The organism is Paenibacillus sp. SYP-B3998 (genome assembly GCF_010820665.1).
GTDB lineage: Bacteria > Bacillota > Bacilli > Paenibacillales > NBRC-103111 > Paenibacillus_E.
The window spans coordinates 267992-281049 of record NZ_JAAIKC010000002.1; the positions used below are offsets into that span (position 1 = coordinate 267992).

Sequence of the window (13058 nt, forward strand, 5' to 3'; positions counted from 1 at the left end):
CGTCCGCTAAACGCTCACGTTTGCTTTAGCTGCGCGATGTGCCGCATCTACCGTATTACGAAGCAGCATCGTGATGGTCATCGGTCCTACGCAGCCTGGAACTGGCGTGATCGCGCTAGCGACTTCTTTCACTGCTTCGAAATCAACATCCCCTGTCAGCTTCCCATCTGCTGGACGGTTCATTCCTACATCGATGACGACAGCACCAGATTTCACATGATGAGCTTTAATCAAATGCGCTTTTCCTACAGCAACAACTAGAATATCGGCTTGCTTCGTAATGTCTTCCATATTCGGTGTACGAGAGTGAACAACGGACACCGTAGCATGTTCACGTAAAAGCAGCATAGCCATCGGCTTCCCAACAATATTGCTTCTACCTACAACCACAGCATGCTTCCCTGCGATTTCCACGCCAGTGCGCTTGAGAATTTCAATGACGCCATGAGGTGTGCAAGGCTTCATTCCATCCTTACCGATCATCAGATTACCTACATTCACTGGATGGAAACAGTCGACGTCCTTCGTCGGATCAATTTGATCCACGACTGCTTCCTCATCAATATGCTTAGGTAATGGAGACTGGACCAAAATGCCGTTAATTCGACGGTCCGCATTAAACTTTTGAATTAAGGAAATCAATTCCTCTTGTGTTGTGTTCTCCGGTAGACGATGAACTTCGGAATAAATGCCCACATCATCGCATGCTTTCGCTTTGTTTCGAACGTATACCTGTGAGGCTGGATCTTCCCCAACAATAACAACGACGAGTCCTGGTTGATTCCCCCGCGCAGTAAGCGCTGAAGCGTCTGCTTTAATCTCCTCACGAATCGAGCTAACGAGTTCTTTCCCGTTAATAACTTGTCCTGACATCTTGATTCCTCCTAAGAGTTTTCGTAAGAAAAACTGACAATTTAATCATAAGCTAAGAGATTCCGTTAGAACATTTGCATGGTTAACCTTTTTAAGCCGAACGTTCGAAAAAAGCGTTATTGTAAAGCTTTGACTTTTAATTCATCTAACTCTTTAATCATTTTACCTAGAACCCCATTAACGAACTTTCCGGATTCGTCCGTACCGAAATGTTTGGCCAAGTCAATCGCTTCATTCACGACAACTTTTGGCGGAACATCATCTCTGTATATCATTTCGTAAGCAGCTAAACGAAGAACTTCGCGATCAATTCGCGAGAGCCTATCCATCTGCCAGCCTTGCAAATATTGTTCAAGCAATTCATCAATTCGAACTTTATTTTCATAAGTACCTTCAACTAATTCAAAAATAAAAGTAGGAGATATTTTCTCATTTGGAACTTCAAGCTCCGCTTCATTATCATTCTCTGCTTCAAGAATCGCACACAATACTGCTTCTTTGGGCGAAGCTTCATTCATTTGAATCTGGTATAAACTTTGTAAAGCAATTTCCCTTGCCACTCTGCGTTTCATTATGGTCCTCCTAAAGTTGGGAATACAGGTTACAGCCCAACTTCCCTTTTCTACTAGTATACGTCATTCGGGAATGAATCCAAACAAAAAAATCCATGGATGGACCAGGGATTTTAGCGAAACATTCTCCATTTTTGTGTGAGATAACGCCAAATGTCTTCAAGCATCACGAAGCTTTCCTTACGATCGAGCTTGTTCCCAACATATAATCCAACTAGGACAATGAATGCAAAGATCAGCATGTCCCAAAAGCCAAAAAACAAATAAATAAATCCGAAGAAAATGCCTGCTGCCACTCCGATTACTTTGCCCCTATGCTGTTCCCACAGCTCGTTCCACATGAGTGGGTTCACCTCTATTCGACTCGGCTTTTAAACGTTGGCGCGGATTGCACGATGTTCGCAACGAATACGGTTACGTTAGCTACTGGGATGCCTGTAATCTCTTCGATATAGCTTTTCACAGCGCTTTGCATTTCTTCAGTCAGCTCAGGAATCGATGTCTCTCCGTCAACAACTGTCCGGATTGTAATTTCCAAACCTGATTGATTTACTTTTACTCGCGCGCGTAAATCTTTAACACCTTTCGAACGTCCAGCTGCTTTCAAAGACAGATTTTCAACGGTTTCCATTGAAATCCGAATATCCCCAAAATCCGTTCGTTGATCGATTGAAGGAGATTGTGCACGACTTCGACGTAAAGAAATGAATAGAAACCGAATACTAATAAGCAACACAATCAAGCTAATACAAATTCCTGGGTATGCGTAGTTCTTGTCCACATAGAAGTGGCTTAGCGTTAGTTCTGCTTGTGCCTTTGGAATCCAACCGCTCGCCGTACATAAAACAATAATGGAAGCGACGAATACAATTAGGCTATAAAGAAGCAGTAGAAGCCTATCGACAATTTTACCCACTTAAGCTAGTCCCCTTCCCATAGTTAGAGGAAACCCCCTGCAAACCTGTAGGGGGCTTCGAATGATCCATATGGATTCAGCACTTCCGCTTACTTCACACGATGAGCGGCTGCTGTTTCTTCTTCGATCGGTTTCTCAACGCTTTTGAAATGGACATCATGAATATGAACGTTCACTTCAACGACGCTCAAGCCAGTCATCGATTCGATCGCTTGTTTTACATTTTGTTGAATATCACTAGCTACTTCAGGAATTCGATTCCCGTACTCAATAATAATGGAGACGTCAATGGCGGCTTCACGCTGCCCCACTTCAACTTTTACGCCTTTGGACAAATTTTTGCGTCCCAGCAACTCAGCAATGCCGCCTGCTAATCCGCCGCTCATCCCTGCTACTCCCTGAACTTCAACCGTTGCCAAACCGGCAATGATTTCGATAACCTCGGGGGCAATTTGAATGCTGCCCATGTCTGTTTTGACGTAATCCGGAGCGATTGTGCTCATAGTGGCACCTCCTGAGAGTTTGCACAGCAACCTTACTTAAAGTAATATTACCGTGTTTTGCGCCAGTACAACTGGCATTGAACATAGGATCTGAGATTCGCGCCAGAAAACTTCCTTGATAGCGTTGTTCGCAGACTTCTGATAAGTCGTCCTAATTAATAACTATACCATTCCGTGAAAAATATGACAAATGTTCGACTATGATTCCGGGTCGTTCACATCATGCTCTTCCAAAAACTTAATATCATGGTCGCCCTTGATAAATCTCTTGTGCTCGAGCAGCTTCAGATGAAATGGGATCGTCGTATGCACACCTTCAACAGCAAACTCTGTTAGAGCTCTCTTCATTCGAGCAATCGCGTCTTCACGCGTCGGTCCCCAAACAATCAGCTTGGCGATCATGGAATCATAATGAGGAGGAATGGTGTATCCAGGATATACAGCACTGTCTACCCTAACGCCAAATCCACCCGGTGGCAAGTAAAACTTGACTTGACCCGCCGAAGGCATGAAATTTTTGTTAGGATCTTCTGCATTCACACGGCATTCGATGGCCCAACCGTTAATTTTAACGTCATTTTGCGTAAAGGATAACGGATTGCCCTCGGCAACGCGGATCATTTCTTTAATAATATCAATGCCTGTAATCATTTCAGTAACTGGATGCTCAACTTGAATTCTCGTATTCATTTCCATGAAATAGAATTTGCCGTCTGCTCCTAGGAGAAACTCTAGTGTCCCTGCGCCCGAGTAGGCAACAGCCTTAGCCGCGCGCACAGCTGCTTCTCCCATTGCTGTCCGCGTCTCTGGTGTAAGAATTGGACAAGGTGCTTCTTCAACCAACTTTTGTCTGCGACGCTGAACGGAGCAGTCACGTTCGCCCAAATGAACGACATTGCCATGCTTGTCAGCTATAATTTGAATCTCAACATGCTTCATGCCCGTTAAATATTTTTCCAAATAAATGCCTGAATTACCAAAAGCATTCTGGGCTTCTTGCTGCGCTGCAGTAATTTGTTGAACGAGCATATCCTCGTTTTCCGCTATGCGAATGCCTTTGCCGCCGCCGCCAGCTGTCGCCTTAATGATAACCGGGTAACCGATGTCTCTAGCAATAACAACTGCATCTTCGATATTCTCTACCAATCCATCAGAGCCTGGGATGATAGGGACTCTAGCTTCTTCCATCGTTTGTTTGGCAACAGCCTTGTCGCCCATACGGCTTATTGCATCCGCCGACGGTCCAATAAACGTAATATTGCAACTTTCGCAAAGTTCAGCGAAGTCCGCATTTTCCGCCAGAAAACCATACCCTGGATGAATGGCATCGCACTCCGTCAACGTGGCTACGCTCATCAGATTGGTGAAATTAAGATAGCTATCTTTGGACGCAGTCGGCCCGATGCAATATGCTTCGTCAGCAAGACGCACATGCAGCGCCTCACGATCTGCTTCCGAATAAACAGCTACCGTGTAAATGCCGAGTTCTCGACATGCCCGAATAATACGAACAGCAATTTCTCCACGGTTCGCTATTAGGATTTTATGAAATTCCATCATTTTCCCTCCTGTAAAACACGCTTACTCCGGTCTTACCAAAAATAAAGGTTGTCCATACTCAACGAGTTGTCCGTTTTCAACGAGTATCTCAACAATTTCGCCTCTAATTTCAGCTTCGATTTCATTCATCAGTTTCATCGCTTCCACAATACAGACGACCGTTTTGTCGCCTATTTTGGAGCCAACACTTGCGAAAGGAGCAGAGCCAGGGGAAGCAGCCTGATAGAAGGTTCCTACCATTGGCGAAACAATCTTATGTAAAGATGAGTCCTCTTGCTTAGCATTTCCATTCGTTGCAGGTACAGAGGCTTCTTCCAGAGCTGCAGGCGCTTGCTGATTTGCAAAGCTTGCTTGTCCGACTGGCGCATATGAGTGTTGTACAGGTGCTGTCGTTACGTAAACGGGCTCAGTTTTATTCGGCTTGCGAATCGCTAGGCGAGCGCCTTCATTTTCGATTTCAAGCTCTTGTAAAGAGGATTGATCGACGAGTTTGATCAACTCTTTGATTTCACTCAATTTGAACATTCATGTCACTCCTTCAAAGTTGGTGAACCATTAACATGCGGGTTTTGATAGCCGCACCGTATGTATTATACCCATAAACGTAAGAAATGGAAAGAGTCCAGTTTGTCTGGACCCTTTCCAACGCTACGCATGATTCGACACCTAAGTCTCGAATCACTATGGTCGCACGTATTGAACCTTGATATTTTCTGGTGCTGCGCCTAACTCTTTCACAACCATATCCACAATGGTAACACCTTGGCTTTTCTCTAATTTGTCGCTTTGCACCGTAATCTTCCACTTGTTACCATCCTGATTTACGATCGCTTGTGGGAAGTCTTTTAATAATCGATCCTGCAATCCTTCTACTTTATCTTGAACGTCTGCAAGCTTTTCCAAATCATTATTCGCTTTAACTACGGCCTCAGGCGTTTGCTTGGAATCAACAATAATTCCCATTAAATCGGAGGACTTTTTGCTAAAAAGTTCATGCTGTTTCATTTGCTCATTTGTGAAATAATCGCCCGCGGAAGTCGTTTTCGCTTGTTCTTCGACTTGTTTAATGATTTGATCGTCAGTTTTGGCCGTTGTGGTGGACTTCGTCGTTTTCGTTGGATCTACGGTTGTTGTTTTGGATGCATCTGCTTTAACATCCGTTTTAACCTCTGTCTTCACATCTGTTTTCGTTGTTGTTGTCGCTTGCGTTCCTGTTTTTGGATCTGACTTTGGATCTGTTTTCGTACCCGACTTGGCGTCAACGCCTGTCGTAGCTTTCACATCCGTTTTCCCAGTTGCAGGATCAACCTGACTCATATCGATTTTTACTTCCTGTGGCTTCGTTGCTGTTTCCGTCGATGCCAGATCGAGCTTGTTCACATCCTCGGTAAACAAATAATAAGCAGAGAGCACCACCATTAAACTTAACATGGAAACGAGCCAGATTGTTTGTCTTTTTGCATTCATTGTATATTCCTCCTTGGATTAGTTTATAGGGTTAATCTTTATTCACCCGTTTTTCTTGGTAAAATTGAAATGCGATTCGAAGTCACATCAAGACCGCGCTCAACAGCTTCCATCATCATTTTTTTCACGGTGAGATTTTCAGCGCCCTTAGCCACAACGATAACGCCTCTAATTTTGGGTTTAATATATTTGAGCACCAGCGGTTTCTGATCTCCTGACACTTGGTAGATGACAACTTCACCGCTTCGGGTTACTTGGGAAATGTTGCGTGTCGCTCCATTGGTGTCGCGTTCTGTCGTCATTTGCTGATTATCATTGTAGTTTTTGTCGACAGTCATTTCTTCTGTAGATTCAATCGTGACCAGCACTTCCACTTCGCCAACGCCAACAATTTTCTGTAAAATATCTTTCAGTTGCGATTGGTAGGCAGCTTCATAATCATGAAAGGCGGAGTTTTCTTTGGGCGAGCTTCCCAAAAATGTTTCTTTGCTAGGTGGTGGGGAGGCTCGCCCCGCATTGATGGGATCAACTTCTTTCACTGTTAAAAAAGAATTCATAATCATCAGCGACGCCCCAAGAAGACCTATTAATACTAACCATAACAGCGTGTTTTTCCTCTTAGGTCCGCCTGGACCCCCGCCGAATTTCTGCTCCATCCATTGCAGCAATGTTCCCATCGATTCACCTCGCGATCCTTCCATTCTGTTGTTGAAATTGGATGTCAACCTGTGCAGACTTTACCTGCCAATCACGCGTAATTCCTTTGGTAAGCCGCTCGCGTTCTTGTTCTAATCGGGGAGTTAATTGTGCAGCGACGCTTGCATCTACTTGCTTTGTTTGACTGCTGCCTTGCACCTTGATTTCTTTTTCGAGCCGAATCGGAGCAATGGGTTGGACAGGCTCCATAACGGCAATACTTTGCTGACCAACAGGCGGTTGAAGCTTCTTCTTGGCTTCTATATCATCAAGGGTCACCTTAATAAGGTTAATACTCGGTTCCCCATTATTGTCGAATTGTGCAAGCACTTTAACATCTTGAACGACGAAATCTGTTTGTTTTTGTATATCATCCTTCAGAAGCTGCGCTAGCTCGGTTTGAATGATTTGTTGCGACTGCTTCTGGCCTTGAGCCTTAAGCTTCAGAGCTTCTTTGGTGATGTCATCGAGGGATTTCATGAGGTTTTTTTTTCCGTTGCTTGCTAGTTGAGTCGTTTCATTTTGTTTTTTTTCAGCTGAGCCAATCAATTCGTCCACGTTCCAATCCTTCTTAAATAGCTGCATCACGGGAGAGAGCAAGGTAAGTAAGACGAATAGGCTCATGACGGTTTTGACATACCGCTGCATTGTGCTGCTAGGAAGCAGCAAGTCTACGAAGGTCGCCAGCATGATAACCATGATAACTGACTTCAGCCATCCCCCTAACCAATCCATCGCACGACTCCTTTCAACGCATCATTACCGAAACATTACTAACCGTGATCATGATCGTAATGGCAAGGAAAAACATTAACCCCACGGCCGCTAGCGCAGCGAATACGTAAATCAAGCTTTTCCCAATTGTCTGCAGGCAGGCAATCATAGGGTTATCGCCTAAAGGCTGCATGATGGCTGCTGACGCGTTATAAATGAAGGCAAGTATTAGAATTTTGATGGCTGGGAAAGCGCACAGCAGGATGAGGATGACAACTCCAACTAATCCAATGGCATTTTTAACAAGCAATGATGCACCTATGACCGTTTCCGTCGCATCCGAGAACAATCTCCCCACAACAGGAACGAAGTTACCTGTGATGTACTTCGCCGTGCGAATAGCTACCCCATCCCTTACAGCCCCTGCAGTCCCTTGTACGGAAATCACACCTAGAAACACAGTAACGAATACCCCCAACATACTGAGACTAATCGTACGAAGCAGATTGGCTAGCTGTGTTACCTTGTACCTTTCACTCAGTGAGCTCACGATGTGAAGAACAGCAGAAAAAAATAAGAGCGGGAATACAAATACATAAATCGCTGTTCCGACGGAATGAATCATGAAGACAATCAATGGATGCAAGATGGCAACGGATGTTACATTCCCCATGGAGGCAAGCAACGTTAAGAGCAGCGGAACGATAGCGACCATGAATTGAATCATGGAGGTAATCGCCGTTTTGGCATAACCAATAGCAACACTAAAACTGTTGATCGCAATAATAATAAGAACCATGTAGGCAATCGAATAACCAAGCTTACTAACTGTATTCTTTTCAAATGAGCTTTGGAGCGTTTCCAGAATCATGCTAAACACGGTCAAAATGACGATGGAGGCAAGCAGCTTACCATTCACGATAATTTCATGGAAAACGTAACTGAGCAGCCCCTTAAATATACTCGACATGCTAATTCCTTTCGTTCCGAGCAGCAGTTCCATGAAGGTTGGTGTCTTACTTTCCGGGAAAAACCCACCATAATCCTTCATAAGCTTATCCCAATATTGTTCAACCTGATCCGTGTTCAGATGGCTTGCCTGTTCCTTAATTATGATATCTGTAGGAGATTCCGCGACCGAAGAACCCATCCATCCGAGCCACAGACTCATCGTCATTATGATCAACATCATCCAGCGGTGGTGCGACATCTGGCGCGAATCGTCTAGGATCATTCATGTACAGCTCCTTAGAGCTTTCGGAAGAGAAAGCTAGCTTCGTAAGCATCTGCTGCAATTTCCATTGGAAACTTGCTTGGCGCTTTAGGCGGGAAGCAGTTTCACGACGGTTTCAATAATGACAGTCACGATCGGAATTGCCATGACCATAATGAGCACTTTGCCCGATAATTCGATCTTTGAGGCTATCGATTCTTGGCCTGCATCTCGTACGATTTGGGCGCCAAATTCGGCTATGTAAGCAACGCCGATAATTTTGAGAATCGTCTTGAGAAACACCATGTTTACGTTCGATTTCTGCGCCAAATTTTCGAGAACCTGAATGACCGAAGAAATTTTCCCAATCAGGAATAAGAAAATGAGGATACCAGCAAAGGTGGCCAGTAGAAAAGCAAACATCGGCTTCTGTTCTTTGATGATCAGCGACAAGATAGTGACGATGAGCCCTAGTCCCACAATCTGTATAATTTCCATTGGGCCCACCTCATTGAAACAAGAATATCGTTTTGATTTCTTTAAACAAATTATCCAGCATACTGACGACCATAAAGAGCACGACCACAAAGCCAATGACCGTGACCCAGTGAGCCATGTCCTCTTTGCCCATTTGCTTAAGCACCGAATGGATCATCGCGATGATGATACCGATGCCGGCGATCTGGAAAATGGCGTTCACATCTACGTTCATTCCAGGCACCTCACTCTGTTGACAACTTCGCTTGTGAATGGACTAGCTGCTACATCTAATACATCAAGATCGCGATTAACGCTCCGATCAGCACGCCTAGGCTTTTCCACATTTTTTCGTAGCGCCTTTGCTCATCCCTAGATTCTGTTTCTTCAGCTTGAAGCTGGCTAACGGCTAGACGCAGATGTTTAACCTGATCGCCACGATCAGTAAGTCCAAGTACGGATCCCAATTGAAGAACCACCTCTTGCTCCACTTGTTTCATGGAGGTTCGCTTCCATACATCCTTGACCGTTTGCTGCCAGATTTCCCGCGTTGATATGCCAACACTCGCAATCAATCGCTCTGATGTTAATCGAAATAACGATGATAGAGGTTCAGAAATCTGCTTACTTAGCGAAGCAAACGCCTCTGGAAGCGGCGTAAGCGCGTATATAATTTCTGTTTCCATCCGCTGCAAAGCGCTAATCAACAAACGGATTTGTTTCGGACGCCTTGCGTAATGAGCAGCCTGAAGGAATCCAAGCAAGGCAGCAGCGCCAATAATGAGAACCGCTCCTACAAACTTAAGCACTATTCATCATCCTTTACCTGCGCGTTTGCGAGACAAGCGGCCTACCTGCACGATCCAAAACCCGAAACGGCGCTTGCTCGCCCTTCCTTCGATCCAAAATGACATATCGATTAAACACCCCCTCTTCCATTAAAAGTTTCAAAACGGGCCTCAAACGTACATCTTCATAATCAGAACCATGTGCAGTGGCCATAACGCGAATCCCCGCGTGAAGCGCTTCATGAATCGCAATTGCATCTTCGGGTCGACCGATCTCGTCCACAACAAGCACCTCTGGAGAAAGCGAACGGATCATCATCATCATGCCTTCCGCCTTTGGACAACCATCCAAAATATCGGTCCGAGGCCCCATGTCGAACTTTGGCACCCCTTTAACACACGCGGCTAGCTCGGAACGTTCATCAACGATGCCTACTTTACGACCTGTTTGAGCAGAACCGATTACTCCCCAATCACCACGGCTTACAAGCCTGGCCAAATCTCGAACTAGCGTGGTTTTACCTTGCTGAGGCGATGAAATGATGAGCGTATGATGAATGTTTTGCACGAGGGGGTCGTAAAGGAACGGCACAATCGCTTTACCTACACCTTCAATATCACGAGCAATCCGAATATTGAAGGAGCTGACATCGCGAATTTGTTTCACTCGTCCTTGTTCGAGTATGGTACGACCGGCCAGTCCTACACGATGACCGCCAACGATCGTAATATAACCTCTTCGCAGTTCTTCTTCATAGGTATAAAGGGAATGATTCGTCAACTGCTCCAGCAAAGAGATGCAATCTTGATGAGTTGGCTTGTAAGCCTCAGCTTCCTTTTTTACCATCTGACCCTGCGCGTCCAAGAAGGCGTAGCGATCGTCATAACTGATCTCAAGCGGCCTTGATTCTCTGACTCGTATTTCTTCAACACTAGCTTGTACATTGCTTGGCAGCCGCGAAAGAATGAGTCTAAGAGAGTGAGGCAGCAGGCTAATAATGGAATCCAACATAGGCAGACATGCCTCCAAGTTGAGCTATTTTCTATATTTATTTGTATGCCTAATAGAAAGAAATATGACAGATTACTTTTTCAAAATCCCAATAAAAATACAACTTACCCCTACTAACACCCAAAGCATTTTGCCAAATGATAGTTTTTCAGCAATACCTACTAGACCAATAGTCGTCGTTGCTAGAAGTACTAGAGGGCCTACTAGAGCGAGTCCTGTATTCACCAACAGAGCCTTCTCGATCGTCGCCAATCGAAGCATGATAATCGCCGCAATAATCTCAATGCTTCCTGACATTAACCTTAGGGATGCCATACTTAGCACAATTTTGTTAATCAATTTTCACTTCCCTCCCTTAACAAGGATAATCTTTACGCACTACCTTTAGTCGAACTTCTCAGAATTCCAACTTATACCGCAGGCGTACTTCTGAATACCTGGAGCACCTGCCAAGGCCTCCCTTTAATGTAAGGAACAATTTTTAGGTGGGATCCAAACGTAACGATCAGATCGCGAAGCACTCGAACGTTTCGATTAATTGAGGGCAGTGGTAGCAATCTCTATTAACCCTAACTTATGCACGCTCGTCTGATTTTAGGCATGATGGGCACCACCCCATATGAAAATGCATAGGATGAAAACATAAATGAACCTACAAAGGGATAGTGAGGAGATTTACCGATGAAAGTAACCTCTGATCTGAATTGGAATCCGGTTTTGGCCGATCCCACGGGGCAAAGGCAGGCCAAACCTAGGACTCTTGGCAAAACAATGGTGATGGATAAAGGCTTGGGATTGAACGCCTTTGAAGATTTACTTAGCACTTCTGGAGAGCATTTGGATATGATCAAACTTGGCTTTGGCACTTCTCCGCTTTACCCTCAGAATCTTCTAAAGAAAAAAATTGACATGGCCAGATCCAGCGGAATTTGTATTTATCCGGGTGGTACATTTCTGGAAGTTGCGATTGCTCAAAACGCGGTATCCTCCTTTTTTGACATGATTATTATGCTTGGTTTTACGGGTCTTGAAGTATCAGACGGTACGATTGAAGTGGAGCGGAGATTAAGAAACGAGCTCATTTTGAGAGGTTTAGAAGAAGGTCTGCAAGTCGTTACCGAGTACGGCAAAAAGGGTTGGGGGTCATCCATCGAGCTTGATGAATTAATTGAGACCATTACGATTGACGCTCAATTCGGAGCTGAACTGATTACGATTGAAGCGCGTGAATCCGGAATGGGTGTTGGCATATTTGACAAAGAGGGAAACTGTAAAGACGAAGAATTGCAAAAAGTTCTTTCCGGCATTCCAAATCAACATTTATTGCTCTGGGAAGCGCCACTAAAAAACCAGCAAGTGCATTTGATGCAGCTGTTAGGACCGAATATTCACTTGGGTAACATCTCCACACACGACATCATATCCCTGGAAGCTTTACGTAGAGGACTTCGGTCCGACACGCTGTCCTTCGGCACCAGAAAGGAATAATTCATGCATATCGATGTGGTTGCCAACATCGGAGAGGCTAGATCCGACGAATTTATTCACAAGACCGTCATTGTCATTGATGTTCTTCGTGCCACAAGCACGATGATTGCCGCGCTATCTAATGGATGTCAGTCCATCATTCCGGTAGAAACCGTCCTGCAAGCCAAAGAATTGCACAAACCGGGGGACCTGCTCGGAGGCGAGCGGTATTGCAAAAAAATCTTTGGCTTTCATCTTGGAAATTCACCCCAAGAATATACAAGAAAAGCCGTAGAAGGCAGACGAATTATCCTCACGACAACGAACGGCACGAGAGGCATTCAAAAAGCAACAAAAGCGGAGCACGTGCTGGCAGGAGCACTGACAAACAGCAATGCATGTGCAAATACGGCTGTACATTTCAAACGAGATGTAGTCATCCTATGCGCAGGAACGCAGGACGTTTTCTCTTTAGAGGATGGGTTGTGCGCGGGACTCATCTTGGATGAACTTAGCGGCATTCTTGGTACCAAACAGCTTACTATAAACGATTTCGGTTTAGCGATGCAAAGTTGTTATTTACAAACAAAGGATACACTCTTGGAAGCATTGCTTGCATGTACCAATGGAAAGAAATTATGCAAGCTCGGATTTCAAGAAGATCTGATTTCTTGCAGCAAAGTTAATAGTACAGAACATGTCCCCATTCTAGAACGTCATCAACTGGTGCTGCATACCAAGTAATCCCTCAGCCCAACTTACGATAGCGTTCTAAAAAGCCCCCCCCCCTCATAGACTAG

The 13058-nt window shown here is 44.7% G+C and carries 18 protein-coding genes; 2 read left to right on the plus strand and 16 right to left on the minus strand.

The window, feature by feature from the left end; translation table 11 throughout:
• Positions 1 to 6: 6 nt before the first annotated feature.
• From folD to GK047_RS09370, 16 genes are all read right to left on the minus strand, one after another.
• Positions 7 to 873, minus strand: a complete 867-nt coding sequence (folD, locus tag GK047_RS09295; RefSeq protein WP_163944615.1) for a bifunctional methylenetetrahydrofolate dehydrogenase/methenyltetrahydrofolate cyclohydrolase FolD — start codon at positions 871 to 873, stop codon at positions 7 to 9.
• A 116-nt stretch (positions 874 to 989) separates the two neighbouring features.
• Entirely contained in the window at positions 990 to 1445 is a 456-nt protein-coding gene (gene nusB, locus GK047_RS09300; protein ID WP_163944618.1) for a transcription antitermination factor NusB, read from the minus strand.
• Positions 1446 to 1558: 113 nt separating this feature from the next.
• A complete protein-coding gene (locus GK047_RS09305; protein WP_163944620.1) occupies positions 1559 to 1786 on the minus strand; it encodes a DUF2273 domain-containing protein in 228 nt (75 codons plus the stop codon).
• 14 nt (positions 1787 to 1800) lie between these two features.
• The gene (amaP, locus tag GK047_RS09310) at positions 1801 to 2361 is read right to left on the minus strand and encodes an alkaline shock response membrane anchor protein AmaP (RefSeq protein WP_163944623.1); all 561 of its coding nucleotides are present in this window, start codon (positions 2359 to 2361) and stop codon (positions 1801 to 1803) included.
• A gap of 89 nt (positions 2362 to 2450) precedes the next feature.
• The gene (locus tag GK047_RS09315; protein ID WP_163944626.1) at positions 2451 to 2864 is read right to left on the minus strand and encodes an Asp23/Gls24 family envelope stress response protein; all 414 of its coding nucleotides are present in this window, start codon (positions 2862 to 2864) and stop codon (positions 2451 to 2453) included.
• A 198-nt stretch (positions 2865 to 3062) separates the two neighbouring features.
• Positions 3063 to 4421, minus strand: a complete 1359-nt coding sequence (accC, locus tag GK047_RS09320; RefSeq protein WP_163945304.1) for an acetyl-CoA carboxylase biotin carboxylase subunit — start codon at positions 4419 to 4421, stop codon at positions 3063 to 3065.
• A gap of 24 nt (positions 4422 to 4445) precedes the next feature.
• A complete protein-coding gene (gene accB, locus GK047_RS09325; RefSeq protein WP_163944629.1) occupies positions 4446 to 4949 on the minus strand; it encodes an acetyl-CoA carboxylase biotin carboxyl carrier protein in 504 nt (167 codons plus the stop codon).
• Positions 4950 to 5105: 156 nt separating this feature from the next.
• Entirely contained in the window at positions 5106 to 5891 is a 786-nt protein-coding gene (locus GK047_RS09330) for a SpoIIIAH-like family protein (RefSeq protein ID WP_163944632.1), read from the minus strand.
• Between the two features lie 38 nt (positions 5892 to 5929).
• The gene (gene spoIIIAG, locus GK047_RS09335) at positions 5930 to 6568 is read right to left on the minus strand and encodes a stage III sporulation protein AG (protein ID WP_163944635.1); all 639 of its coding nucleotides are present in this window, start codon (positions 6566 to 6568) and stop codon (positions 5930 to 5932) included.
• Positions 6569 to 6572: 4 nt separating this feature from the next.
• The gene (gene spoIIIAF, locus GK047_RS09340; RefSeq protein ID WP_163944639.1) at positions 6573 to 7322 is read right to left on the minus strand and encodes a stage III sporulation protein AF; all 750 of its coding nucleotides are present in this window, start codon (positions 7320 to 7322) and stop codon (positions 6573 to 6575) included.
• 13 nt (positions 7323 to 7335) lie between these two features.
• Complete coding sequence (gene spoIIIAE, locus GK047_RS09345; RefSeq protein WP_163944642.1) at positions 7336 to 8535, minus strand: stage III sporulation protein AE; 1200 nt, start codon at positions 8533 to 8535, stop codon at positions 7336 to 7338.
• A gap of 87 nt (positions 8536 to 8622) precedes the next feature.
• Positions 8623 to 9012: a stage III sporulation protein AD gene (gene spoIIIAD / locus GK047_RS09350; protein ID WP_163944643.1), complete on the minus strand. Its 390-nt coding sequence runs from the start codon at positions 9010 to 9012 to the stop codon at positions 8623 to 8625.
• Between the two features lie 10 nt (positions 9013 to 9022).
• Positions 9023 to 9226, minus strand: a complete 204-nt coding sequence (gene spoIIIAC / locus GK047_RS09355) for a stage III sporulation protein AC (protein WP_056614718.1) — start codon at positions 9224 to 9226, stop codon at positions 9023 to 9025.
• Between the two features lie 55 nt (positions 9227 to 9281).
• Positions 9282 to 9800: a stage III sporulation protein SpoIIIAB gene (spoIIIAB, locus tag GK047_RS09360; RefSeq protein ID WP_163944646.1), complete on the minus strand. Its 519-nt coding sequence runs from the start codon at positions 9798 to 9800 to the stop codon at positions 9282 to 9284.
• Positions 9801 to 9813: 13 nt separating this feature from the next.
• Positions 9814 to 10791, minus strand: a complete 978-nt coding sequence (gene spoIIIAA / locus GK047_RS09365; RefSeq protein WP_163944649.1) for a stage III sporulation protein AA — start codon at positions 10789 to 10791, stop codon at positions 9814 to 9816.
• A gap of 72 nt (positions 10792 to 10863) precedes the next feature.
• Positions 10864 to 11130, minus strand: a complete 267-nt coding sequence (locus GK047_RS09370; RefSeq protein ID WP_163944653.1) for a YqhV family protein — start codon at positions 11128 to 11130, stop codon at positions 10864 to 10866.
• 342 nt (positions 11131 to 11472) lie between these two features.
• On the opposite strand from GK047_RS09370, the gene comA reads away from it, so the two are divergent.
• Both comA and GK047_RS09380 read left to right on the plus strand, forming a co-directional pair.
• The gene (gene comA / locus GK047_RS09375; protein ID WP_163944656.1) at positions 11473 to 12279 is read left to right on the plus strand and encodes a phosphosulfolactate synthase; all 807 of its coding nucleotides are present in this window, start codon (positions 11473 to 11475) and stop codon (positions 12277 to 12279) included.
• 3 nt (positions 12280 to 12282) lie between these two features.
• Positions 12283 to 13002, plus strand: a complete 720-nt coding sequence (locus tag GK047_RS09380; RefSeq protein WP_163944659.1) for a 2-phosphosulfolactate phosphatase — start codon at positions 12283 to 12285, stop codon at positions 13000 to 13002.
• Positions 13003 to 13058 lie beyond the last annotated feature (56 nt).

Bases quoted from the DNA above. Each gene is read 5' to 3' on its own strand.
- folD (WP_163944615.1), bottom strand. From the start codon at position 873: ATGTCAGGACAAGTTATTAACGGGAAAGAACTCGTTAGCTCGATTCGT.
- nusB (WP_163944618.1), bottom strand. From the start codon at position 1,445: ATGAAACGCAGAGTGGCAAGGGAAATTGCTTTACAAAGTTTATACCAG.
- GK047_RS09305 (WP_163944620.1), bottom strand. From the start codon at position 1,786: ATGTGGAACGAGCTGTGGGAACAGCATAGGGGCAAAGTAATCGGAGTG.
- GK047_RS09315 (WP_163944626.1), bottom strand. From the start codon at position 2,864: ATGAGCACAATCGCTCCGGATTACGTCAAAACAGACATGGGCAGCATT.
- accC (WP_163945304.1), bottom strand. From the start codon at position 4,421: ATGGAATTTCATAAAATCCTAATAGCGAACCGTGGAGAAATTGCTGTT.
- accB (WP_163944629.1), bottom strand. From the start codon at position 4,949: ATGTTCAAATTGAGTGAAATCAAAGAGTTGATCAAACTCGTCGATCAA.
- GK047_RS09330 (WP_163944632.1), bottom strand. From the start codon at position 5,891: ATGAATGCAAAAAGACAAACAATCTGGCTCGTTTCCATGTTAAGTTTA.
- spoIIIAG (WP_163944635.1), bottom strand. From the start codon at position 6,568: ATGGGAACATTGCTGCAATGGATGGAGCAGAAATTCGGCGGGGGTCCA.
- spoIIIAF (WP_163944639.1), bottom strand. From the start codon at position 7,322: ATGGATTGGTTAGGGGGATGGCTGAAGTCAGTTATCATGGTTATCATG.
- spoIIIAE (WP_163944642.1), bottom strand. From the start codon at position 8,535: ATGATCCTAGACGATTCGCGCCAGATGTCGCACCACCGCTGGATGATG.
- spoIIIAD (WP_163944643.1), bottom strand. From the start codon at position 9,012: ATGGAAATTATACAGATTGTGGGACTAGGGCTCATCGTCACTATCTTG.
- spoIIIAC (WP_056614718.1), bottom strand. From the start codon at position 9,226: ATGAACGTAGATGTGAACGCCATTTTCCAGATCGCCGGCATCGGTATC.
- spoIIIAA (WP_163944649.1), bottom strand. From the start codon at position 10,791: ATGTTGGATTCCATTATTAGCCTGCTGCCTCACTCTCTTAGACTCATT.
- comA (WP_163944656.1), top strand. From the start codon at position 11,473: ATGAAAGTAACCTCTGATCTGAATTGGAATCCGGTTTTGGCCGATCCC.
- GK047_RS09380 (WP_163944659.1), top strand. From the start codon at position 12,283: ATGCATATCGATGTGGTTGCCAACATCGGAGAGGCTAGATCCGACGAA.